Below are 23,052 nucleotides of genomic sequence, written 5' to 3'. Positions count from 1 at the left end.
TGCGAGTTCCCCGTCGACCACGCTGTCACGTGCGGCCCGGTGGCAGTGCTGACTCTTACGGACTTCGATCGGCCGGCAAAGCGATGTCCCGTCGAGTGGAACATGCGGTCGGGGGCGCTCGGCGGGATGCCTCACCGCTGAATGGAACGATCCGCGCACGTCGGCCCATCGTGTCATACGCTCGGGACCGGCTCTCACCGCGACCACGATGCAGGGAGGCTCCGTGACCGCATCCGCACCCCCGCCGGTTCGCATCGGGGTGGTCGGCGCCGGGTTCATGGGGCGCCAGCACATCGACTTCGTCCGCGCGTCCGCGGGAGCTGCGCTGGCGGCGATCGCCGATCCCGCCGTGACCCTCGCGGATGCCGAGTGCCCGACGTACCCGTCGACCGCCCGGATGCTGGATGCCGAGCAGCTCGATGCGGTGATCATCGCCAACCCCAACGCCCTGCATGTGGAGACCGCCGTCGAATGTCTCGAGGCCGGGCTGGCGGTGCTTCTGGAGAAGCCCGTCGCCGTCTCGTACGCGCAGTCCCGCCGGCTCGTCGATGCCGTCGAACGGCTGAACGGGCGGTTGCTCGTGGGGCACCACCGGCGCCATCATCCGGCGGTCGCACGGGCGCGCGCCGCGATCGGCGGCGGCGAACTCGGGCAGATCGTCGCCGTCAGCGCCCTCTGGTCGGCCCGTAAGGAGCCCGAGTACTTCACCGACACGCCCTGGCACAGCGAGCCCGGAGCGGGCGTCACCCTGATCAACGCGGTGCACGACCTGGACCTTCTCCGGCACCTGTGCGGGGAGGTCGCCGAGGTCCAGGCGATGCAGAGCTCGCACGCCCGCGGGCTCGAGGTCGAGGACACGATCTCGCTGAGCCTCAGATTCGAGAGCGGCGTCCTCGGGAGTCTGCTCGCCTCCGACGCGGGGGTCTCGCCCTGGGGCTGGGATCAGGCGACGGAGGAGACGCCCGCGTTCCCGTTCCTCCCCGACGAGGTCGCCTACCGTGTCGTGGGCACACGTGCTGCCCTGTCGATTCCGAACCTCGCCAGATACGGGTACGACCCGTCGGTGCCGGCGGACTGGCATTCGCCGCTCTCGCGCACGTACCTGCCGGTCGCGCCGCGCGGCTCCTTCCCCGCCCAGCTCGATCATTTCCTCGACGTCGCGCGGGGGACGACGGCGCCCCTCGTCTCGGCGGACGACGCGTCACGTACGCTCGCACTCGTCGAGGCGGCGGCGCTCGCCGCTCGCACCGGCCGGACTGTGGATGTCCGGCGCTTCCGGACCGGGGCGCGGGCCGATGACGACGAATCGCCGGACCATCCCGCCGCGGCAGGGCCCGATGACGGCGCCTGACGCCCGGAGCTTCGACGCGATCGTCGTCGGAGGAGGACTCGCGGGGCTCGCGGCCACGCAGCGGATGGCCGCGAGCGGGCTGAGCGTCGCCCTCGTCGAGAAGCGCGGCCGGCTCGGCGGGAGCTCGGCGATGAGCGGCGGATGGTTCGCGCTGTCGGGCACCGCCGTCCAGCGCCGGGCGGGCGTCGAGGACGCCGATGACGTCTTCCTCTCGGACATGGTCGCGACCGGCGGCGGTTTCGCCGACCCGTCGCTGCTGGACGCGCTGGTCGCCCGTCAGGCGCAGGCGGTCGCGGCGATCGACCGCGCGGACGCCTGGACGGATGAGCTCAAGGTCAGCGCCGGCATGACGATCGCGCGGGCCCACCTGATCCGGATCGGGCGTCTGCTCGCGTACCTCGAGCGCGAGGCGCTCGCCGCAGGGGCCGTCATCCTCGTGGATCACCCCGCCGAGGAACTGGTCATGGACGGGCGACGGGTGGCCGGCATCCGCTCGGGACGTGCCGTGTTCGCCGCCGACGCGGGTGTGGTGCTCACGACCGGCGGCTTCTCGCGCTCTCGCGAGCTCCTGGACCTGTTCGTGCCGGACCAAGCCGGCGCGATGCCGTACGGCGGCGTCGGCAACACCGGCGACGGCATCCGCCTGGCATGGATGCTCGGCGCGGGCCTTGCCGACATCGGCCACGTGGCGGGGACCTACGGCCAGCACCCTGACGCGTCGGACGACGAGCACGAGCTGCTGACCGCCAATTACCTCGGCGCGATCCTCGTAAACGCCCACGGCGAGCGGTTCACAGACGAGTCGGAGTCGTACAAGGTGCTCGGCACGGCGGTGCTGACCCAGCCGAGCCGCATGGCCTTCCAGATCTTCGACGCCGGCGTGCGAGCGCGCTCGAAGCCCGGTGTGCCGCTGTCCGACATGGAGCGCATCGAGGAGCTCGGTCATCTGGTGAGCGCGCCGACCCTGTCCGAGCTCGGTCACCGGCTCGGCATGCCTCCCGGCGCGCTGGAACGCACGGTGGAGCGCTACAACGACGGCGTCGCCGGCCGTGCGGCCGACCCCTTCGGCCGGACCGGCCTCGTGACCGGCGTCGGCGCCCTCGCACCCGTCGACAGCGGGCCGTTCTACGCCTATCCCGCGGTGACCGCCATGACCTCGACCTACGGAGGCCTGAGCGTCGCGCCCGACACGTCGGTGACACGGATCGACGGCACCCGGATCGAGGGCCTCTCCGCGGCCGGCGAGGTCGTGGGTGGATTCCACGGTGCGTCGTACATGACGGGGACGGCGCTCACCAAGGCGCTGGTGTTCGGCATCGAGGCCGCCGACCGCACCGCCGCCGCCTGACACGGCCGCGGCCGGCGGAGCAGGCCCCGCGGGAGCGGGCTCGGCGCGGGCGACGGCCTCGAAAGTCGAGCTGTCAGGCTGTCTGGCGGTCAGCGGCCCGGATCGCCAGCTCGTAGCCGTAGACGCCAGCGCCCGCGATGACGGTGCGCGCGACCTTCGAGATGATCGAGTCCCGATGCAGGGCGTCACGGGCATGGATGTTCGTGATGTGCACCTCGACCACCGGCGTGGACAGCATGTGCAGTGCGTCCAGCAGCGGCACCGAGCCGAAGCTGAACCCCGCGGGGTTGATCACGACCGTCGCCTGCTGGCGGAAGGCGTCGTGCACCCATTCGACGAGCTCATGCTCGGCGTTGGACTGCGCGAAGAAGAGCTCGAATCCGAGTTCGCCCGCGACCCGCTCGCAGTCGGCGCGCACGTCGTCGAGGGTCGCGGTTCCGTAGAGTTCGGGCTCGCGCACGCCGAGCATGTTCAGGTTCGGGCCGTTGAGCACGAAGAGCTTTCTCGTCATGGGTGACTCCTTTCAGACCCGTGCCGTTCCCCCGATGTCCCCGCGCCGCCGGCGCGGGGACATCGGAGCCGGGGCTTCTACAGACCGATCAGCGTCGGCAGGAACGTGACGATGACGGGGAACAACGTCAGAAGCAGCAGGACCGTTCCGAGGGGGATCAGGAACGGCAGGATGCCGCGGAACAGCTCGCCCATGGGCCTGCGGGTGATCGACCCGACGACGAACAGCACCGCGCCGACGGGTGGAGTCAGCGACCCGATCATCAGGTTCAGGATCATCAGGACGCCCAGCTGCACCGGATCGATCCCGAACTGCGCGACGATCGGCATCAGGATCGGCACCAGCACCAGAATGACCGGCGGCGCCTCGAGCGGGATGCCGAGCAGGATCAGCAGCACGTTCAGCATCAGCAGGAAGACGATCGGGTTGTCGGTGAAGCCGGTGAGCCACTCGCCCAGTGCGCGCGACACCTGCTCGCGGGCGAGCACCTGGCCCATGAGGTTGGACGCTCCCAGGATGAGGAGGATGCCGCCGGAGATGACGACCGTCTCCTTCGCGGACTTCCAGAACACCCGCCAGGTCAGCGTGCGGTAGATGACGCCGAGCAGCAGCATGTACACCGCGGCGATTCCGGCGCTCTCCGTGGCCGTGAAGAGACCACTGAAGATGCCGCCCAGGATGATCACCGGCAGCAGCGCGGGGCCGATGACACGCACGGCCGCCTTGCCGAGCATCCCGCCGTTGAACGGCCGGGTGACCGCGACGTCGGGGTGGCGGCGCACCCAGAAGAAGATGTAGGCGGCCAGGCCTACCGCCATGAGCATCGCCGGGATGATCGAGCCCGCGAACAGCGCACCCGTCGAGATCGAGGCCGTCGCGGCGAAGAGCACGGCAGGGATGCTCGGCGGCATGACCGTGCTCATCAGCGAACCGGATGCCGTCAGGCCGGCGGAGAACCCGTAGGGGTAGCCGGCCTTGAGCATCTGGGGGATCTGCACCTTGCTCGTCGAGGCGGCGTCGGCCAGAGCCGAGCCGCTGATCCACGAGAAGCCGATGGCGGTGCCGAGGTTGACGTAGGCGAGGTTGCCGGGGAGCCGCGGCAGGAGCGCCCGCGCCAGGTCGTAGAGGCGCGTGGCGATGCCGAGGTTGTTGGCGATGGTGCCGACGAAGATGAACAGCGGCACGGCGAGCAGCGGGAAGCTGTTGATGCCGTTGACGATCGACGAGATCGCGTACCCCGCCGACAGGCCGTGGCTGTAGAAGTAGAGCATGCTCGAGGCGATCATCGCGAAGGCGACCGGCACCCGCAGCAGCAGGAAGACGACGAACAGCAGGATGTAGAGCCAGAGGTCCACGCTCAGCCCTCCATCTCGCCGATGTCGAGCTTGCGCTCGGGGCGGTTGGCGTAGGGGATCTTGAACGACGAGTGGATCGCGGCGGAGACGAAGCCGACGAGAGCGAAGATGTACAGGACGCCGACCGGCACGTGCATCGCGGCGCTGAGCCGGCCCCATTCGGTCTCGATCTTCACCCAAGCCTCGTAGGCGAGGACGAGGCTCGTGGCGACCATGATGATCGCGGAGATGACGCGCAGCGCGACGAAGAGCCGGGTCCCGGCGAGCATCTCGTCGAACATCTCGAGCACGATGTGGCCGTTGCGTCCGACGAGGTAGCCGGTCGTGATGAACGTCAGCGCGATCATCGACAGCAGGGCCAGCTCTCCGGCGCCCACCCAGCTGATGGCGGGGAAGTACCGGCCGAGCACCTGGTACATGACGCCGAAGATGATGCAGGCGAACAGCGCGACGCCGATCGTGATCTCGATGCCGGAGAGGATCCGGATGAACACCGGGTCGGGCGGGACGCCCTGATTGAGCTTCGGCGTCGTGTAGTAGGTGTTGGTGTGCGGGTAGATCGAGTCGCCCACCCCCGGCTCGCGGGCGGCCTCCGCCGCCGCCTCGGGCTCGGTGCCGCGACCCTCCTCCGGTTCCGCTCCGGGATCCTTGTCGGTCATGGCGCCACCGCCATGGTGTCAGGGTGCATTGCCAACCTCTCTGTTGATGCCGGGCCGCGTGCGCACGCGCATCGCCGCCTCTGCGACTCTGGTCTGCGAGCCGGTGCGTGCAAAGTCGAGTTTCGCCGAATGGGACACCGTCCGCACACGCCGATCCGCCCCCGTCGCAGGCGACGGAGGCGGATCGGCGTTGCGGCCCGAACGGCTACTTGACGACGGTCACCGTCGCGGTGGAGGAGAGCTGCTCCTGGACCCCGGCGGCGTTGAGGACGTTGACCCTCACCGTCAGCGTCACCTCCCCGGTCGGCACGTTGTTGTCGACCTCGGCGGCGTCGAACTGGACGATGATCCGGTTCTTGTTCGCCGTGACCTTCGACCCGTCGATGAGCGTCTTCGTGAGAGGTGTCACCAAGACCGCGTCGCTGTCGTAGGTGTACCCGGCCGGCAGTTCGAAGTGCGCGGAGACGTTGCCGTTCACGCCGGTGAACAGTCCCGTTCCCGAACCGAGGTGCAGCTGCCCCGGGGTGAAGCGCAGGGCACCGGGCTGGTCCTGCGGAGCCAGGTAGACCTCGATCTTTCCGGTGGGCCGCGGGTCGGTGCAGTCGTTGAAGAAGTACTCGCCGGCACGCGTGAACGTGTGCTGGTACGTCTCTCCGGGCTGCAGCTTGACGTTGAACTCACCCTCGAAGAACTGCGTCGCGCAGTGGGGCTTCAGGTTGGGGAAGTTGGGGAACGTCTCGGCGCCGGGGTTGCGGAACGTCACCGTCGTGCCTACGGGAACCCGCAGGTGCGTGGGCTGCATGCCGTTCTGCGACACGCTGTCGCGGGAGGCGGCGTCGTCGGCCGTGCGGCTCGATCGTGCGAGGAGAACGGTGTTGCCCACGGTGGAGCCTTCGACCGCGGTGCCCCCCACCGGGCGACGGATCGTCAGGGGCGCCGTGTCCGGCCCCTCCTGGCTGCCCGACTCGGTCTTGTAGTCGCCGCCGAGCTTGAACGACCACAACGAGTCGCCCTGGGTCACGGATGCGCCGTACGGGTTCGTCGAGCCCGCCGCGATCACCGCGACGTACTGCTCGCCGTCGACCTCGTAGGTGACCGGAGCTCCCGAGATGCCGGAGCCCGTCTGGAACTCCCACAGCACGTCACCCGTGGCCGCGTCCATCGCGAGCACCCGGCCGTCGATCTGACCGACGAAGAGGAGGTCGGATGCCGTGGTCAGGGGTCCCTGACCGTGCGACATGTCGGTGCCCAGGTGGTTGCGCCACGCGACCTCGCCCGTCGACGCGTCGTAGGCCAGGATGCCGCCCGTCTGGTACTGACCGATCGCACGCAGGCCGTTCGCGGCTGCGCCGTCGTAGTGCGCGACCGGGTTCGTGCCGTACGGGAAGTAGACCAGGTTCGTGCTCTGGCTGTACGAGTTGTTCGACCAGTCGCCGCCACCGTTCTGGCTCGTCGTCGACAGGATCGGTGCCTGGAACTGCGGGTCGTACAGGCAGCCCTCGCGGTGGCCCGACGAGCCCGCCGGGTAGGTGAGGAAGGGTTCGTCGACCGCGACGTAGCTGTCGGGGTTGAACACGAGGTTGCCCTCGGCATCCGCCTGGTACCCGTTGTAGTTCGGCACGCCGCGCCATGGGTTCCCGGGGATGTTGTCGCCGCCCAGCTTCTCCCACACGACGCAGCCCGGCAGGAGCCGCGTCTCGGGCATCGGCTGGGTCGCCGTGTTGTGCTGGCGGGAGTCTGTGATCACGGGCTGCTCGGTCACGGGGAGCACGGGCTTGCCGTTGGTGCGGTCGATCACGAACTGGTGGCCCGACTTGCTGCCGTAGAAGGCGACCTTGCGCTCCTCACCGTCGACCGTGATGTCGGCCAGTGTCGGCGGGTGCACGTTGTCCATGTCCCACACGTCGTGGTGGATGGACTGGTAGTGCCACTTGAACGCGCCGGTCCTGGCGTCGACGGCGACCATCGTGTCGGAGAACAGGTTGTCGCCGGGACGCCCCGAGGCGTTCTGTGACGACGTGCAGCTGCGCGCGTTGCCGAAGGTCATGATGTAGAAGCCGAGTTCGGTATCGACGGCGCCGTGCATCCACGAGGTCGCGCCGCCCTCCTCCGCGCAGTCGGTGCCGTCGGGCTGCACGGGGCCCCACGTCGCCGACGCGTCGAACGTCACGCCGTCCAGGCCGGTGAACAGCTCTCCGCGCTTCGGCCCGCCGAAGAAGTGCCAGAGGTAGTGGCCGTCGCGCGCGTCCAGCGCGACGACGGCACCACGGTCGCCGTCCGCAGCGTGGGCGTACACGACTCCGTCGTAGTACACGGTCGCCACTTTGCCGACGCGGCCGAGGTCTTCGCCATTCGCCCCGGTCGGCTGCACCGCCCAGACCTCGGCGCCCGTCGCCTGGTCGAGGGCGACCACGCGGTTGCCGCCGGCCAGGGTGAAGATCTTCCCGTCACCCGCCGAGACGCCCCGGCGCGTGCTCGACGTTCCGTAGGCGGGCTTGTCCCACTTCCAGATCGCGTCTCCCGTCACGCCGTCGACGGCGATGACGCCACCGCTCGGCGTGTCGACGTAGATGACGCCGTCGACGACGATCGGCGTGGTCTGCTGCCCGACGTTGGTCGACGCGGGCGCGACGGCTGAGAGGTGCGTCCGCCATTCCGGTGCGAGTTCCTTCAGGTTCTGCTTGGTGATCTCCGTCAGACCCGAATAGTGCTGGTTGCCGAGATTGCCCCCGACCGTCGGCATGTCAGCGCCGGTCGGTTCGAGGCCCGTCAGTCCTGCGGGCGGGACCGGCTCAGCCGGTGTCGTCAGGCCGTACGCGGGTGAGGCTGCGATGGCGAGCACCGCCACCAGCGCCCCGATTCCCGCAGTTCCCAACCTCGTGGTCAGTCTTTTGCGCATCCCTTGCTCCTTGATCGTCTTCGATCGGGCGACGGATGGGCTCGCGCCTCCCCGACGCCGCTGTGGGGAATGCCGTCCGGCTCCGACCTGGGGATCGGCCATACCGGCCGGCGCTCGGACGCTAACCCCGGCCCGCGGAGGCGGCAACCTCGCGGCCCATCGAGTGGTACAGCGCGTGCTGCTCCGGCACGACCGAGCAGCGTGGATCCGGCCCCTTTCTGCCCAGTGGGACACGCTTTGTCACCGGCGGCGACGTCTGCATAGCATGCGGCGATCGGCACCCACGCCCATGGACGGAGTTGTCATGGCTGCTTCAGCATCAAAATCCCTGTCGCCCGAGCAGCAGCAGGAGCTCGATGAGGTCTTCGCCCGGGCACAGGCGGCCCTCGCCGTCATCGAGACCTACGACCAGGCGCGTGTCGACAGGCTGATCCGCGCCGTCGCGTGGGCAGTGGCCAATCGCTCGTCGTTCCATCGCCTGGTGGAGATGGGCATCGAGGAGTCCGGCCTCGGCGACTTCGACAGCCGCATGAACAAGCGGATGAAGATCCGCGGCGTCCTCCGCGACGCGCTGCGCAGCCCCTCGGTCGGGATCATCGAAGAGGATGCCGAGAAGGGCCTCGTCAAGTACGGCAAGCCCGTCGGCGTGATCGGCTGCGTCGTGCCGACGACGAACCCCGACCTCACTCCCGCCGGCAACGCCATCTATGCGATCAAGGCACGCGATGTCGTGGTGTTCTCGCCGCACCCGCGTTCGAAGCACACGACCTTCGAGACCGTCCGGCTGATGCGCGAGGCGCTCGAGGCGGAGGGCGCTCCCGCCGACATCCTGCAGTGCATCACCCTCCCGAGCCTCGCCGCGTCGCAGGAGATCATGCGGCGCGCCGACCTGGTCATCGCCACGGGCGGCCAGGGACTGGTGCGCGCGGCGTACAGCTCGGGGACACCGGCCTACGGCGTCGGCGCCGGCAACGCGACGGAGTTCGTCGACGAGACCGCGGACCTGCGCGAGACCGCGCGCAACTGCATGCTGTCGAAGACCTCGGACTTCGGCTCGGGCTGCTCGGCCGACGGCAACGTGCTCGTGCCGGCCTCCAGATATCGCGAGATGCTCGAGGCGCTCCAGGCCGAAGGGGGGCATCTCGCAAGCCCCGAGCAGCGCGCCGCGCTGCAGGCGGTGATGTGGGACGACGAGGGGCACCGGCTGCCCGACACCGTCGCCATCTCGCCGCAGAAGCTCGCCCGAGCCGCGGGCTTCGACATCCCCTCGGACAGCCGGTTCATCGTGGTCGAGGGCGACGGCATCGCCGAGGACCGGCAGTTCTGCAAAGAGAAGCTCACCACCCTGATGGCGGTCCACGCCTACGAGGGCAGCTTCGAAGACGGTGTCGAGCTCGCCAAGCGCCTCTACGACATCGGCGGCAAGGGCCACTCGTGCGGCATCGCGTCGACCGACGACGCTCACATCGACTACTTCGCGCGGCACATGCCGGTGTCGCGGATCATGGTGCGCCAGCCGAACTCGAAGGCGAACGCCGGATCGTTCACCAACGGGATGCCGATGACCTCGTCGATGGGATGCGGCACGTGGGGCGGCAACATCACGTCCGAGAACGTCTCGCTGCGCCACTACCTGAACACGACATGGGTCTCGCGCACGATCGCGGAGGACCGGCCCTCCGACGAGGAGCTGTTCGGCGACTTCTACGACGCCGCACGGGAATCAGCCGACGCGACCGCGGCCGCTCGATGACGAGGACGGCCATGACAGAGAGCAGGAGACGATGAGCGAGGAGTCTGCAGAGGACATCGTCGACGAGGCGCGGCAGTGGTGGCGGACGGACATCATCGACGTCCATCCCGGCGAGATCGCGCTGCGCGGCTATCCGATCCAGGAACTTCTCGGCCGGGTCGGCTTCGTCGACACCATCTGGCTCATGCTGCGCGGAGAGCTTCCCTCGTCCGAGGAGGCGGCTCTGTTCGAGGCGGCGCTCGTCGCCTCCGTCGATCACGGTCCCCAGGCGCCGTCGATCGCGATCGCCCGCATGGCGACGACCTGCGGCGTGCCCATCAACGGGGCGATGGCCTCTGCGATCAACGTGCTGGGCGACGTGCACGGCGGTCCTGGCCAGCAGTGCATGGAGATCTACCTCGAGATCGACGCCGAGCACGAGAAGCGGGGCGACCTCGGCGAAGCGGTACGCGTCGTGCTGCAGCGTCAGCGCGACGCCGGGGTCGCCTACGTCCCAGGCTTCGGTCATCGGTTCCACCCGCTCGACCCCCGGACGCCGCGTCTGCTGTCGCTGGTCGACGCCGCGGCCGCCGGGGGCACGGTCGACGGTCGCTTCGCGGCGATCGGCCGTGCCGTCGAGGACGCCATCAGCGCCGGGCGGCCGCAGCGGATCCCGATGAACGTCGACGGCGTGACAGCCGTCATCTACTGCGAACTGGGGTTCACCCCGGAGCTCGGCCGCGGGGTGTTCATCCTCGCGCGCTCTGTGGGGATACTCGCGCACGCCGCCGAGCAGATGACGCAGGGCGGCCGGATCAAGGGACCGATGCCGAAATCCATCGGATACACCTACACGGGGCCGGCACGCCGATCAGTCCCGGTCGACGACGATGAAAGAAGGAGCACCTCATGAGGGACCTGGTCTCGAACCAGATCGTTCGCTATCTGGAAGCACGTGAGGTCGAGCACGTCTTCGGCCTGTGCGGCCACACGAATATCGCGCTGCTCGCGGCGCTCGAGAAGAGCGAACGGATCTCCTTCGTGAACGTGCGCCACGAGCAGATCGCCGCGCACGCGGCGGACGGCTATGCGCGGGCGGCCCGGCGGACCGGGGTGGTCCTCACGCATCTGGGTCCCGGTCTGACCAACGCCACGACCGGTGTCGCGAATGCGGCGCTGGACTCGATCCCGATGGTCGTCATCGCCGGCGACATCCCCACCCACTACTTCGGCAAGCACCCGCACCAGGAGATCAACCTCCACGCCGATGCCGCCCAGTACGAGATCTACCGGCCCTTCGTCAAGCGCGCGTGGCGCGTCGATCAGCCCCACCTGATCGCCGAGGTGCTCGACAAGGCGTTCACCCTCGCCGAGAGCGGGCGTCCCGGCCCCGTCCTCGTCGACGTGCCGATGGACGTCTTCTCCGCCGAGATCGACGTCGTCCTGTTCGACAGGGTGATCGGCAACACCCGCGCCCTCGTGAAGCCCGGGCTCGACGAGGCCGTCGCCGAACGCATCGTGCAGAACCTGCTGGATGCCGAGCGGCCGGTGCTGTACGTCGGCGGCGGCATCGTCGCCGCCGGCGCGGCACCCGAGCTCGCCGAGTTCGCCGAGCTGCTCTCGCTCCCCGTCGCCCACAGCCTGATGGGCAAGGGCGCGGTGCCGGACGACAGTCCGCTCGTCCTCGGGATGACGGGCTTCTGGGGAACCGCGTTCACGAATGAGACCACGAGGACGGCGGACTGGATCCTCGCGCTCGGAACGCGGTTCGCGGAAGCGGACTCGAGTTCCTGGTACGCCGAGTACACCTTCGACATCCCGGGTACGAAGCTCATGCAGATCGACGTCGACCCTGCCGAGCTCGGCCGCAACTACCCGCTCGAGATCGGCGCGCTGGCCGACCTCAAGTCGGCGCTGGCCGTGCTGCTGCGCGTGGCCCGCAGACTGGCACCCGACGGCGTGGGGCGCACCGAGCTGCTCTCGCAGATCGCGGCGAACCGCGCGACGCTGAAGCTCCAGAACGCGCCGGCGCAGGCAGCCGATGCGTGGCCGATGCGGCCCGAGCGGATCCTGTCGGAGACGAGGGAGGTGCTGCCGGCGGACGCGATCATCACCACCGATGTCGGCTGGAACAAGAACGGCGTGGGGCAGCAGTTCGACATCCTCACGCCCGGCAGCTTCCTCACGCCCGGCGGCTTCGCGACCATGGGCTTCGGCGGCCCGGCCGCGGTCGGCGCCAAGATCGCCTGCCCCGACCGCGTGGTCGTCTCGCTGGTCGGCGACGGAGGCTTCGGCCAGAATCCGGCGGTGCTCGCGACGGCCCGCGAGCAGGGCGTTCCCGTGGTCTGGGTCGTGATGAACAACAACGCCTTCGGCACGATCGCGGGCCTCGAGAAGGCCGCCTTCGACACGACCTACGGCACCGTGTTCGGCAGCGCCGACGACCCCATGTACACCGACTTCGCGGCGATCGCCGAGGCGTACGGGGTCACCGGCATCAAGGTCGAGTCGGCGGCGGAGTTCAAGCCCGCCCTCGAGCGGGCGATCGCGCTCGGCCGCCCGGTGGTGATCGACGTGTCGATGGTCAACGTGCCGACCCCCACGACGGGCCACTGGAACATCCTCGATATCTACTCGCCCGGTGAGACCGTGGAGCACGTGGCGACGCACTGAGCCGGGACGGCCCCCTCCGCGGCCGCAACCTCCCGCTGATACGGTGCGTAGACGCGGATGGGCAGCCGCCGTCGGAGGCGCAGACCCGAGGACAGGAGATGCCATGGCCGACGACCTCAGGTTCACCAGCCGGGCCAGGGCGCTGCTCGTCCTGCACGCCGGGCCGGGATTCATCATCCCCAACGCGTGGGACGCCGGGTCCGCCCGCATCCTCGAGCAGGTGGGATTCCCCGCCATCGCGACCACGAGTGCGGGGATCGCGTGGGCGTCCGGCGTCCCCGACGGGAACGCGCTCAATCCTGACACCATGTTCGAGCGTGTGGCCGAGATCGTGGCAGCGGTGGGAGTGCCCGTCAGCGCCGATCTCGAAGCGGGCTACGGCGACTCGCCGGCCGAGGTCGGCCGCACCGTGGCGCGGGCCGCGGCGATGGGCATCGCAGGGGCGAACATCGAGGACGCCCAGGACTGCCGGCTCTTCGGCATCGAGGAGGCGGTGCAACGGCTGGTCGCGGCGCGGGCCGCCGCGCCGTCCGGCACCTTCGTGCTGAACGCCCGCACCGACACCTATTTCGGCGGTGTCGACGGCGACCCCTTCGACCAGACCGTCGAGCGCGCCCGGCGCTACGTGAGTGCCGGCGCCGACTGCATCTTCGTGCCGGGGGTGAACGACGAGGAGACGATCCGGCGCCTCGCGGACGCCATCCCCGCACCCCTCAACATCGTCGCCGGGCTCGCCGCGAACATCATCCCGGCGCACACCCTGTTCGGGCTTGGCGTGTCACGAGTGAGTGTGGGCGGCGGCATCGCGCGCGCTGCCCTCAGTCTCGTGGAGCGCGCCGGGCGCGAACTGAAGGAGTCCGGCACGCTCGGCTTCCTCGACGGCGCCCTCGGCTATGCCGAGGTGCAGCGCCGCTTCGGGGCCTGAGCCGCTGCGGACCCGGAGGTACCGGCTCCAGCCCGGAGGCACGCGCTCGGGGGGCGCCACGCGGTCGGCCCTCGACTGAGGACGGCCGCAGGACGCCTCGTCACTACTGTCCGGCGCGATCCCGCTGAGGGGACCGGCGAGCGCCCCGGGTCCGCGCCGCGGCGCCGTCCGCGTCCGCCGTCCGGTGCTGCTCCGCCTCGATGCGCTCGGCTTCCAGGCGCTCGGCCTCCTCACCGCCGATGGCCTCGCCGCGGGCGACCAGCCCGGCGACATCCGACAGCGGGATCTCCTTGAGGAACAGCGCGAGGATCAGCGCGACGGCGATGAACGGCACGAGGTACCAGAACACCGGCGCCAGGGCGTCGGCGTAGGCGTCGACGACTCCGGTCCGGACGCTGTCGGGCAGCGTGCTCAGCACCGACGGATCGATGGTGGAGGTCGCCTCGCCGGCCTGCTCGGGGCTGGCTCCGGCATCCGTGAACACCTTCGTGAGGTTCTCGGTGAGGCGCGTGGTGAACAGCGTGCCGAAGACGGCGATCCCGAGCGCGGCGCCCACCTCGCGGAAGTAGTTGTTCGTCGAGGTGGCGGTGCCCAGGTCCGATGCCGGCACGGCGTTCTGCACGACGAGCACCACGACCTGCATGATGCAGCCGAGACCGACGCCGAACAGGAACAGGTAGGTGCAGATCAGCCAGATCGGTGTCGCGGCGGTGAGCGTCGTCATCATGACCATGGCGGCACCGACGATGATCGTGCCCAGGATGGGGAAGAGCTTGTACTTGCCCGTCTTCGTGATCAGCAGACCCGAGGCGATCGAGGTGCCCATGACGCCGACCATCATCGGCAGCATGAGGAGACCGGATGCCGCAGCCGACGTGCCCGACGACATCTGGAGGAACGTCGGCACGAAGCCGAGCGCGGCGAACATCCCGATGCCGATCGCCATGCCGATGGCGGTGGCGTTGACGAAGATCGGGTTGCGGAACATCGACAGTGGCATGATGGGGTCGGCCGCGCGCGACTCCGTGAAGATGAACAGTCCCGCGGAGGCGATGAGACCGGCGCCCCACGCCCACGTCGCCGTCGAGTCCCAGCCGAAGTCGGCGGAGCCGCCGAAGTCGGTGAAGAAGATGAGACAGGTCGTCGCCGCCGACAGGAAAAGCACGCCGAGCCAGTCGATGGGCTTCTCGGCCTTCTTGTTGGGCAGCTTCAGTGCGAACACCGCCACGAGGAACGCGGCGATCCCGATCGGGATGTTGATGTAGAACGCCCACTGCCACGTGAGGTGGTCGACGAAGAAGCCGCCGAGAAGAGGGCCGGCCACGGCGGCGAGGCCGAAGATGCCGCCGATGGGGCCGAGGTACTTGCCGCGCTGGTCGGCCGGCACGATGTCCGCGATGATCGCCTGGGAGAGGATCATGAGCCCGCCGCCGCCCACGCCCTGGATGGCCCGGAAGATCACGAACATCCAGAAGTCGGTTGCGAAGGCGCAGCCCACCGAGGCGAGCGTGAAGATCGCGATGGCCACCATGAACAGCCGGCGTCGACCGAGCACGTCGCCGAACTTGCCGTAGATCGGCATGACGATGGTGGTGGCGAGGATGTACGCGGTCGTGATCCACACCTGGTGCGAGACTCCGCCCAGCTCGCCCACGATCGTCGGCATCGCGGTGGAGACGATCGTCTGGTCGAGGCTCGACAGCAGCATGCCCGCGATCAGGGCGGAGAAGATGATCCAGATGCGCCGCTGGGTGAGCAGGAAGGGCGCGTCGCCGTCGGGTCTGACGGTCGGGACGGTGGCGGTGGTCATTCGGAGGTTCCGATCAATGCGTTCTGACTGGCGAAGAGGTCGCGCGCCGCGCCGATGCGTCGCTCGAAGATCTCGATGAAGGTGTCGTCGTTGCCGGGCTTGAGGAACTCTCCGGCGGCCGATCGCACGAGCGCGCCGACGACCTGAGAGGCGACCTGCGCCCGCAGATCGCCGGAGGGCAGTCGCTCGCGCTGCTCGATCAGCCGCGCGTCGAACTGCTCGCCCTCGGCACCGAGCTCGAGCATGCGCGCGAGCAGGCGGGGCTCCTTCTCCACGGCGCGGAAGAGGTCCTGCACCGTGTCGGGGGCGATGTCGAGGGCGCGCCAGCGTTCCTCGGCGAGCCGCGCGAGTTCGGTCAGCAGGTCGGGGGAGAGCCCCGCGCCGTCGGAGCCGCCGGTGACGAAGCGGGCGATGGCCGCGGCATCCGATCGCTCGAGGGGGACTCCGAGCACTGCGTCGTCCTTCGACGCGAAGTAGTTGAAGAACGTGCGGCGCGACACGTCCGCCTCGGCGCACAGGTCCTCGACGGTGAAGCCGGCGAGGCCGTGCTCCGCCGTGGAACGCCGGGCTGCACGGATGAGCGCGCGCGTGGTCTCGGCGCGACGGCGCTCGCGAAGCCCATCTGCACTATCTGTCACATCATGCATTTTTGCACTGCAGTGGAGAACGTGCAAATTGCACTCGAAGCGGGGCAATCGCAAGCAGGCACGTCTCCGTGCGGCTGCCGCCGCGTCGGCGGGCTTCGGGGCTCTTGCTCAGGCGCCCGCGGCGGGCTGCGGCGGGAGGATGAGGGAGAAGCGCGTCGTGGGAGACGAGTCGAGCAGCAGATGCCCGCCGAGCGCCTCGGCGAGCTCCGCGCACAGGGCGAGACCGATCCCCTCACCGCCGCCGGTGCTCTTGCCCGGGGCGCGCTGGAAGATCGCGTTGCCGCTGGGCCGTGGACCCTGGTCGGCAACGCTCACGGTGACATAGCCGTTCGCCCGGGCGGCGGTGACCGTGACGTCGCCCCGGCCGTGCTGCAGCGCGTTGTGCACGAGCACGTCCAGGATCTGGGACGTGGGCGCCGGTGCGTTCACCGACCCGACCTGCGACGTGTCCACCCGGATGGCGCGTCTACGGGTGACGGAGTCGGGGCGCCAGCGGTCTCCGGCCTGGTCGAGCATCGGAGCGAGCGGCAGCCACGCGTCCGACCCCGGCGTGCCGCCCCGGGCGAGCTGCAGGAGTTCGGAGATCGCATCCGACAGCCGGTCGATCTCGCGAAGCGCGTGGTCGAGCTGTTCGCGGACCGACGGTGGCGTCTCGGGCCACAGCGAGAGGTCCTCGAGTTCGAGGCGCAGTGCCGTGATGGGGGTGCGCAGCTGATGCGAGGCGTTCGCCGCGAACTCGTGCTCGCGGCGGATGCGCTGCTCCAGGGTCGTCGCGCTGCTGCGCAGTGCCTGATCGATCGCACGTGCTTCGGGGATGCGCAGGTCTACGGGCTCGAGCTCCAGCGAGCCGTCGCCGAGATCCGCCGCTCTTGTCGCCAGCTGTGTGAACGGCTTCGACAGCCGGCGCGCGAGCAGCACCCCGGCGACCGCCGACACGATCATCAGGCCGACCCCGAGGACCACGACGGGCATCACGGCTTCCTGCACGCGGGCGGAGATCACGTCGTTCGACCGGCCGAACTCCACCGTCCCGCCGCCTTCGACCTCGGCGGTGGCGGTGATGTCGTCGGCCTGGGCCTCGGCTCCTGCCTGCACCTGCTCGCCGTCCGCGCCGATGTAGGCGATGCGCTCGCCTGTGGTGAGGAGCGGTTCGAGGAACTCCTCGGTCACCGCGCCCTCGGCCTCGCGCTCCGCCATGAGCACGGCGAGGAAGTCCGCGAGGCGCACGACCCGGCGCTCCTCGCTCGTCTGGATCAGATCGGCGACGATGTACGCCCGGGGAATCCCGTACAGGGCGATGATGCCGACGGCGAGGGCGACGAACGCCAGCACGAGGCGTTCACGCATCCGCCGCCCCGTCGTCCAGCCGGAACCCGACGCCGCGGATGGTCGTGATGCGCGCCTCGGCGCCCGCGTCCTCCAGCTTCTGGCGCAGCCGGGCGATCGTCACGTCGAGGGTCTTGGTCGAGCCGAACCAGTTCTCGTCCCACACCTCGTCCATGAGCCGCTCGCGGGTCACGACGGCACCGCGGTTGCGGTCGAGCAGCTCGAGCAGATCGAACTCCTTGGTGCTCAGGGCCACCTCGCGGTCGCCGGAGAACACCCGGCGTGCGTCGGCGTCGACCGCGAGCGTGCCGGCGGATGCCGCACCCTCGGGTGTCGCGGGCGTCGCGACCGTGAGCGCCGCGGCGCTGCGGCGCAGCAGGGCGCGCAGGCGAGCGAGCAGCTCGGCCAGCGCGAACGGCTTGGCGATGTAGTCGTCGGCCCCGACGTCCAAGCCGACCACGCGGTCGAGCTCGCCGTCGCGCGCGGTGAGGATGATGATGCCGCCCGCGAAGCCCTCGTCGCGGAGCTGCCGGCACACGTCCAGCCCGTCGATGTCGGGAAGGCCGAGATCGAGCACCACCAGCGAGAAGCCGTCGCCCAGCGCGCGGGAGACGGCGGTCGCCCCCTCCGCAACGCGCTCGACCTCGTACCCCTCGCGGCTGAGGGTGCGCACGAGCGGGACCGCGATGCCGTCGTCGTCTTCCACGACCAGAATGCGCTGTCCCACGACGTCGATGCTATCGACGCTCTCGTCGTCGGCCGGGTCAGGCCGCGCGGGGGTGTCGTCGTGATTCGGGTTCACTCAGTACTCCCTGTCCAGGGCCGCCGTCTCGGTGACGGGGGCGTTCGAAGAGGCGGCGCCACCGAGGTCGGTGGCCGCACTCGAGGGCGTCCAGACCATCGCGGCCGCCGAGGCGGTGGCCACCGTGCGCAGCGCACCGCCCGAGATCAGCGTGCCGACGGTGATCTGCACCACGGTGACGGGGAGGCCGCCGGCCGTGGCGGTGGTGGCGGTCATCGTCGCGGTGAAGCTCGAGGTCTTGTTGTTCTTGACGTAGTCGCCCTTGAGGTTGACCGAGCCCAGATTCACCGGCGTGGTGGTGCCCGGGAGGAGGACGTCGACGGTGTCGCCGGCGTTGCCGAGACCGAGACCCGCGGTGTTGCCGTCGCGCAGGCGCAGCGTGACCGGCATGCTCGAGCCGTTCCAGCCGGCGCTGAGCGCCGCGGTGCTCATCCGGGTGCTGTACGTGAAGGTCATCGTGTCGCCGGCGTCCAGGCGGCCGGCGATCGCGCCGCCGTTCGCGGTCTGCACATCGACTCCGCGCACGGCGCGGTTGTCGACGCGCCGAGCCGTCACGGTCGCCGAGGTCGTCTGCTTGCCGGTCGAGTCGGTGAGCACGGCGCGGAAGTCGTACAGCCCGTCCGCGACCGACTTGGTGTTCCACGCGCAGCTGAAGGGCGAGGCCGCCGGCGCGCAGACGGTGGTCCAGGTGTTCGTGCCGTTCGGCGCGACCTGGAGGGTCACGCCCGCGACGCCCGCTGTGGAGTTGGCCGTCGCGGTGAGCGTCGCCGTGCCGACGAGGAACGCGCCCGGGTCTTCCATCGCCACCGACGCGACGGTGTTGTCGATGGTGCGCGGGCCGACGCTGCCGGAGGTCCCGCTGTTGCCTGCGGCATCCGTCGCGACCGCCCGGAAGTGGTAGCTGCCGCCCGCGAGTGCCACCGTCGAGAAGCGGCACGAGTACGGGGGAGCGGTGACGGTGCACGCCTCCTGCCAGGTCGAGCCGCCGTTCGCCGAGAACTGGATGGCCACGCGGGCGATTCCGGAGGCGGCGTCGGCTGCCGTCGCCGCGAGGGTCACGGTTCCGCGCAGCGGCGAGCCCGGGTCGGTCATGGTCGCGGTCGGCGCGCCGTTGTCGACGAGGACGTCCGTGATGAGGGCGGAGGCTGTCGTGACGCCGTTCGCGGTCGCGGTCGCGCGCAGGTCGTAGAAGTCGTCCTTCACGGTGCCGGTGCCCCAGGAGCAGGTGTAGGAGGCGGTCGACGTCGAGCACGCGGTCTTCCAGACCCCGGAACCGGCCGCCGCGTACTCGACGACGACGGCAGGGGTCGCCGTCCCCGCGTTCTGCAGGCTCGTCGTGAGCGAGACGCTGCCGCGGACCGTGTCGCCCGGGTCGGAGAGTTCGACGCCGATGGTGTTGGCCACCGTCACGCGCACGGCCGCCGACGTGGCGGGGTAGCCCGCGTTGTCGGTCGCGACGGCGCGGACGTCGTAGCTGCCGTCGCTGACGGCGCGAGTGTTCCACGTGCAGCTGTACGGGCTCGCGGTCGCCGTGCACAGGGTGGTCCAGGTGGTGGCGCCGACCGCCTGCACCGAGATGACGACGTTCCGGATGCCCGACACCGCGTCCGAGGCGATGGCTGTGATCGTCGCCGTGTCGCGCAGAGCGCCGGCGGACGGCTGGACGGCCACGGTCGGCGGGGTCCAGTCGGCGGCCGCTCCCACGGTGCTGGCGCTGTTCGTGGTCTTGGCCGTGAACGCGGCGGAGGACAGCGCCGGCCCGAGCGGGGTGCCGGCGATGAGGACGACCGCGGCGAGCACCACGAGAACCGTGGTGCGCAGCGCAGCGGCGTTCATCGGGTTCTCCTTCGGGTGGTGCGTTCTCGACGCTACGCGCGGGCGGGTTACAGCCATGCCACGGCAAGGCCTCACCGCATCCACAATCAGGGCCGGCGGACGCCGCAGGTGCGAGCCGCCGCCGTGGCCGGCCACGACGCGGAGAGGCCGACGGCCAGCACCGTGAGGAGCGCATCGCGCCCGCTCCACGAGACGGGCGCCGCCCCCGGGGCGCCGATGGTGTGGGTGAGCCACACGCCGAGGAGCGTTGCGCCGCCGATCAGCACGATCGCGAGCCGCGATTCGAAGCAGCGGACGATGGTCGCGCGGCCGGCGGTGAGCAGTCCGGCGACGCCGAGGGCGACGGAGACCACCGTCGCGGGATTGCGACCCGGGTCGTCGGCGGCTGCCGCAGCCAGATGGAGGACGGAGACGGCGAAGAGAGCGCCGATCGTGCCGCCTGCGAGCAGGCGGCGTGCGGGAACGCGGGTGCGGATCATGGAGACTCCGGGGACGATGACCGTCGGGCCGGTCGGTGCGGGAAGGGCGTGGCGGACTGCGCGGCGGAGCGCCGTCCGCGACATCAGTGGGCGGCGGCGGGCGCCGGAGCGGACTCGTCGCGGCGTCGTGAGGCGCCGCGCACGAGGTCGCGGAGGAACAGCAGGGCGATGATGACGGCGGGCACGCCGATGGCGAGCCTCCGGATGCGGGTGTCCGACAATGCGATGAAGACCCATCCGACGGCGGGCACCCACCCCACGACGCGGGGCTGCACCGTGTCGGCGAGGGTGAAGGTCCACGGGTCGATGTCGGCGTTCGCGTCGCCCTGAGTGCGCAGCATCGGAGCGGCTCCGCCGACGGGGCTCGGCTCGATGGCGACGATCCGGTGGGTGACCAGCTCGGTGATGCCCGAGTCGGCCGGGGGGAGGTAGGTGATCACGTCGCCGATCCGGAGATCGGCGACAGGGACCTGGCGTTCGAACACGAGCGCGCCACGCTCGAAGGTGCCCGACATGGACCCGCCCGTGATGACGTAGCGGTCCAGGCCCATGAGACCCGGCACGAACATGAGCGCCGCGACGATGGTGGCGATGATCGCGGCGACGGTGATCGCGGCGTTGCCGACTCGCTGGAACGTTCTCGCGGCGCTCATGTCGTGCCCCCCTCCCCCGGTTCGGGTCACTGCTCGGTCGTCGTGGCGGCCGTCTGCGTGGAGTTCCACGTGTAGGTCGCGGTGGCGGTCTTGCCCTGCTCCTCGTTGCCGGCCGACTGCGCCAACGTGACGCTGAAGGTGTACTCCCGAGCCTCGCCGGCGGCGAAGGTGCCGAGCGTGACGGGGGCGCCGGTGGTCAGCGCGCCGAACGTGCCGGTCCAGACGGTGGCTCCGCCGGTGCTGATCGTGAGCGTCAGGTTGTCCTTGCTGGCGAAGCCGTTCACGGCGCTCTCGCTGAGGGTGAAGCCGGCGGGCAGGGATCCGGAGTTCGTGATGGTGACCTTGCCGTTAAGCGTGTCGCCCGGCTTGAGGTTGGTCAGGTTGAAGATCGCGGTGTTGGCCTTGGAGTTCGTCTGGGCCAGCGTGCCGGTGCTGTACGCGTTGTTCGTGTTGACCGAGTTCGCGACGAAGTCGGCACCCGAGCCTACGGCGATGGCGCCGGCGACGAGAAGACCTGCGAGCGGGATGAGGATGCGCTTGCGCGAACGAGCGGGCGCGGCGGCCGGTACCGGGAGAGCGGTGGTGTTCATCGTGCGGGTTCCTGTTCTGACGAGGTGTTTTCCGTTGTTGAAGACGCTACGGAGGCCTCGGTAACAGGAATTCCACAGTGGCGCCACGCTCGAACCAGGGCTCGGACACAGGCGCAGGGGAAGTGCAACGGGCGGGTGACGGATGCCGCAGCCGCGGCATCCGTCAGGGTGCGGCCCCGCCCCGCCGTCAGAGCGCGGCACGCACCGTCGAGTCGCGCGGCAGCAGCTCGGGGAGGAGGTGCACCCGCTGCACCGGGCGCCGTGCGCCCTCGCTCAGGCGTGCCACCATCGTTTCGACGGCGAGGCGCCCCACCTGCTGTTTGGGCGGACGGAGCGCCGTGATGGCGGGTTCGGCGCTCTGTGCGACCTCGTCGTCGTAGGCGACGATCGCCAGGTCGTCGGGGATCGACCAGCCGTGGTCGCGTGCGTACTGCTCCAGCAGCACCGCCTGCGGGTCGTTGTGGATCAGCAGGGCGGTGGTGGAGGTCTCGCGGCAGCGTCCGAGCAGGTCGGCGATGAGGGCTTCGCGGGCCACGCCGTCCAGCGCGTCGAGAGTGGCGTCGACGTCGACGAGGCACTCGAGGCCCAGCTCCGCCACGGCCCGGTCCCAGCCGCGGCGCAGCTGCCACGAGGTGGGGGAGCCGGCGGAGGTGAGGATGCCGACGCGGCGGTGGTCGAGCGCGGCCAGGTGATCGGCGGCCAGGGAGCCGCCGAAGACGTGGTCGGTCGTGACCCACTCGAGGCTAGTGAGCGCGAGCGTCGACGGCACGCGGCGCTCCGCGAGCACGACCGGGATCGGCAGCGCCTCGAGCCAGTGCAGCAGCGCTCGCCCGTCGGCTCCGAGCGTCTCGGGCGCCACGATCAGGCCGTGGAGGGTGCCCGATTCGACGAGCGAGGAGATCTGGCGGCGCTGGTCGTCGACCGAGTAGCTCGCCCCGCGCAGGATGAGCTGGACCCCGAGGTCGGTCGCTGCCGCACGGGCGCCGATGATGACGTGCGGCCAGTAGTAGCTGAGCGACGGCACCACCATGCCGACGCGGAATCGGATGGGCGCGCCCGCCGACGACGCGGGCACGCTCGTGTCGAGCCGGCTGCGCAGGGTCGCGCCGCCGTGGACCCGGGTGACGAGGCCCCGGTCGGCCAGGTGCCCGATGTCGCGGCGGATGGTGAGCTCCGACACGCGCAGCTCGCGGGCGAGCTCCGCGACGCGGACCGACCCGGTGCGCCGCAACTCATCGAGGATGTGCTCGCGGCGCGAGAGGCCGAAGGCAGGCGGATCGACGGGCGGCTCCATGATCGCCTCAGCGTACAAGTGTGTTCGAATCAGTTCAAGAGTGATCAAGTGTGTTCGGTTCGGTTCCGGCATCCTTCCTTCTCGTTGCAGGATTTCGCTGCGGGCACGCGGACGTGCCCTTTCGTGCGTCGAAGCCGGCCCGGGTTCGCGAGCGCACGTGGG

The 23,052-nt window shown here is 70.1% G+C and carries 19 protein-coding genes; 6 read left to right on the top strand and 13 right to left on the bottom strand.

The genetic code is table 11. The features are described from left to right. Positions 1 to 223: 223 nt before the first annotated feature. A complete protein-coding gene (locus Q9R08_RS00460) occupies positions 224 to 1,351 on the top strand; it encodes a Gfo/Idh/MocA family protein (protein WP_308865832.1) in 1,128 nt (375 codons plus the stop codon). Continuing rightward, positions 1,338 to 2,699, top strand: coding sequence for an FAD-dependent oxidoreductase (locus Q9R08_RS00455; protein ID WP_308865830.1), 1,362 nt, complete (start codon positions 1,338 to 1,340; stop codon positions 2,697 to 2,699). Before Q9R08_RS00460 ends, Q9R08_RS00455 begins: the two co-directional genes overlap by 14 nt. A gap of 73 nt (positions 2,700 to 2,772) precedes the next feature. Here the strand turns inward: Q9R08_RS00455 and Q9R08_RS00450 are convergent, their stop codons facing one another. From Q9R08_RS00450 to Q9R08_RS00435, 4 genes are all read right to left on the bottom strand, one after another. Next, positions 2,773 to 3,210, bottom strand: a complete 438-nt coding sequence (locus Q9R08_RS00450; protein ID WP_308865829.1) for a type II 3-dehydroquinate dehydratase — start codon at positions 3,208 to 3,210, stop codon at positions 2,773 to 2,775. 77 nt (positions 3,211 to 3,287) lie between these two features. Further along, a complete protein-coding gene (locus Q9R08_RS00445; RefSeq protein WP_308865828.1) occupies positions 3,288 to 4,565 on the bottom strand; it encodes a TRAP transporter large permease in 1,278 nt (425 codons plus the stop codon). Between the two features lie 2 nt (positions 4,566 to 4,567). Then, positions 4,568 to 5,224: a TRAP transporter small permease gene (locus tag Q9R08_RS00440; protein WP_308865827.1), complete on the bottom strand. Its 657-nt coding sequence runs from the start codon at positions 5,222 to 5,224 to the stop codon at positions 4,568 to 4,570. Positions 5,225 to 5,429: 205 nt separating this feature from the next. After that, complete coding sequence (locus Q9R08_RS00435; protein WP_308865826.1) at positions 5,430 to 8,123, bottom strand: outer membrane protein assembly factor BamB family protein; 2,694 nt, start codon at positions 8,121 to 8,123, stop codon at positions 5,430 to 5,432. Positions 8,124 to 8,427: 304 nt separating this feature from the next. Between Q9R08_RS00435 and Q9R08_RS00430 the strand changes: the two genes are divergently transcribed. The 4 genes from Q9R08_RS00430 to Q9R08_RS00415 all read left to right on the top strand — a co-directional run bounded on the left by Q9R08_RS00430 (position 8,428) and on the right by Q9R08_RS00415 (position 13,453). After that, the gene (locus tag Q9R08_RS00430) at positions 8,428 to 9,876 is read left to right on the top strand and encodes an aldehyde dehydrogenase family protein (protein WP_308865825.1); all 1,449 of its coding nucleotides are present in this window, start codon (positions 8,428 to 8,430) and stop codon (positions 9,874 to 9,876) included. 31 nt (positions 9,877 to 9,907) lie between these two features. Then, complete coding sequence (locus Q9R08_RS00425; RefSeq protein ID WP_308865824.1) at positions 9,908 to 10,768, top strand: citryl-CoA lyase; 861 nt, start codon at positions 9,908 to 9,910, stop codon at positions 10,766 to 10,768. Next, positions 10,765 to 12,528: a thiamine pyrophosphate-binding protein gene (locus Q9R08_RS00420; RefSeq protein ID WP_308865823.1), complete on the top strand. Its 1,764-nt coding sequence runs from the start codon at positions 10,765 to 10,767 to the stop codon at positions 12,526 to 12,528. The genes Q9R08_RS00425 and Q9R08_RS00420 overlap by 4 nt, the downstream gene beginning before the upstream one ends. A 103-nt stretch (positions 12,529 to 12,631) precedes the next feature. Continuing rightward, complete coding sequence (locus Q9R08_RS00415) at positions 12,632 to 13,453, top strand: isocitrate lyase/PEP mutase family protein (protein WP_308865822.1); 822 nt, start codon at positions 12,632 to 12,634, stop codon at positions 13,451 to 13,453. Between the two features lie 103 nt (positions 13,454 to 13,556). On the opposite strand, the gene Q9R08_RS00410 is transcribed toward Q9R08_RS00415, so the two are convergent. The 9 genes from Q9R08_RS00410 to Q9R08_RS00370 all read right to left on the bottom strand — a co-directional run bounded on the left by Q9R08_RS00410 (position 13,557) and on the right by Q9R08_RS00370 (position 22,890). After that, positions 13,557 to 15,263, bottom strand: coding sequence for an MDR family MFS transporter (locus Q9R08_RS00410; protein WP_308865821.1), 1,707 nt, complete (start codon positions 15,261 to 15,263; stop codon positions 13,557 to 13,559). After that, positions 15,260 to 15,910, bottom strand: coding sequence for a TetR/AcrR family transcriptional regulator (locus Q9R08_RS00405; RefSeq protein WP_308865820.1), 651 nt, complete (start codon positions 15,908 to 15,910; stop codon positions 15,260 to 15,262). The genes Q9R08_RS00410 and Q9R08_RS00405 overlap by 4 nt, the downstream gene beginning before the upstream one ends. A 108-nt stretch (positions 15,911 to 16,018) precedes the next feature. Continuing rightward, positions 16,019 to 17,257 carry a sensor histidine kinase gene (locus Q9R08_RS00400; protein WP_308865819.1) on the bottom strand — a complete coding sequence of 413 codons (1,239 nt, stop codon included), beginning with the start codon at positions 17,255 to 17,257 and terminating at the stop codon, positions 16,019 to 16,021. Continuing rightward, a complete protein-coding gene (locus tag Q9R08_RS00395) occupies positions 17,250 to 17,963 on the bottom strand; it encodes a response regulator transcription factor (RefSeq protein WP_308865818.1) in 714 nt (237 codons plus the stop codon). The genes Q9R08_RS00400 and Q9R08_RS00395 overlap by 8 nt, the downstream gene beginning before the upstream one ends. Positions 17,964 to 18,038: 75 nt before the next feature. Then, complete coding sequence (locus Q9R08_RS00390) at positions 18,039 to 19,874, bottom strand: Ig-like domain-containing protein (RefSeq protein ID WP_308865817.1); 1,836 nt, start codon at positions 19,872 to 19,874, stop codon at positions 18,039 to 18,041. An 86-nt stretch (positions 19,875 to 19,960) separates the two neighbouring features. Beyond that, positions 19,961 to 20,353: a hypothetical protein gene (locus Q9R08_RS00385; RefSeq protein WP_308865816.1), complete on the bottom strand. Its 393-nt coding sequence runs from the start codon at positions 20,351 to 20,353 to the stop codon at positions 19,961 to 19,963. Between the two features lie 83 nt (positions 20,354 to 20,436). After that, on the bottom strand, positions 20,437 to 21,006 hold the full coding sequence (locus Q9R08_RS00380; protein WP_308865815.1) for a signal peptidase I: 570 nt from the start codon (positions 21,004 to 21,006) through the stop codon (positions 20,437 to 20,439). A gap of 26 nt (positions 21,007 to 21,032) precedes the next feature. Then, positions 21,033 to 21,596: a TasA family protein gene (locus Q9R08_RS00375; protein ID WP_308865814.1), complete on the bottom strand. Its 564-nt coding sequence runs from the start codon at positions 21,594 to 21,596 to the stop codon at positions 21,033 to 21,035. Between the two features lie 187 nt (positions 21,597 to 21,783). Next, positions 21,784 to 22,890, bottom strand: coding sequence for a substrate-binding domain-containing protein (locus Q9R08_RS00370; protein WP_308865813.1), 1,107 nt, complete (start codon positions 22,888 to 22,890; stop codon positions 21,784 to 21,786). Positions 22,891 to 23,052 lie beyond the last annotated feature (162 nt).

The organism is Microbacterium psychrotolerans (genome assembly GCF_031085295.1).
Lineage (GTDB): Bacteria > Actinomycetota > Actinomycetes > Actinomycetales > Microbacteriaceae > Microbacterium > Microbacterium psychrotolerans.
The sequence above is the reverse complement of the archived record's forward strand: the minus strand, read 5'-3'. Positions and strand labels throughout refer to the sequence as shown.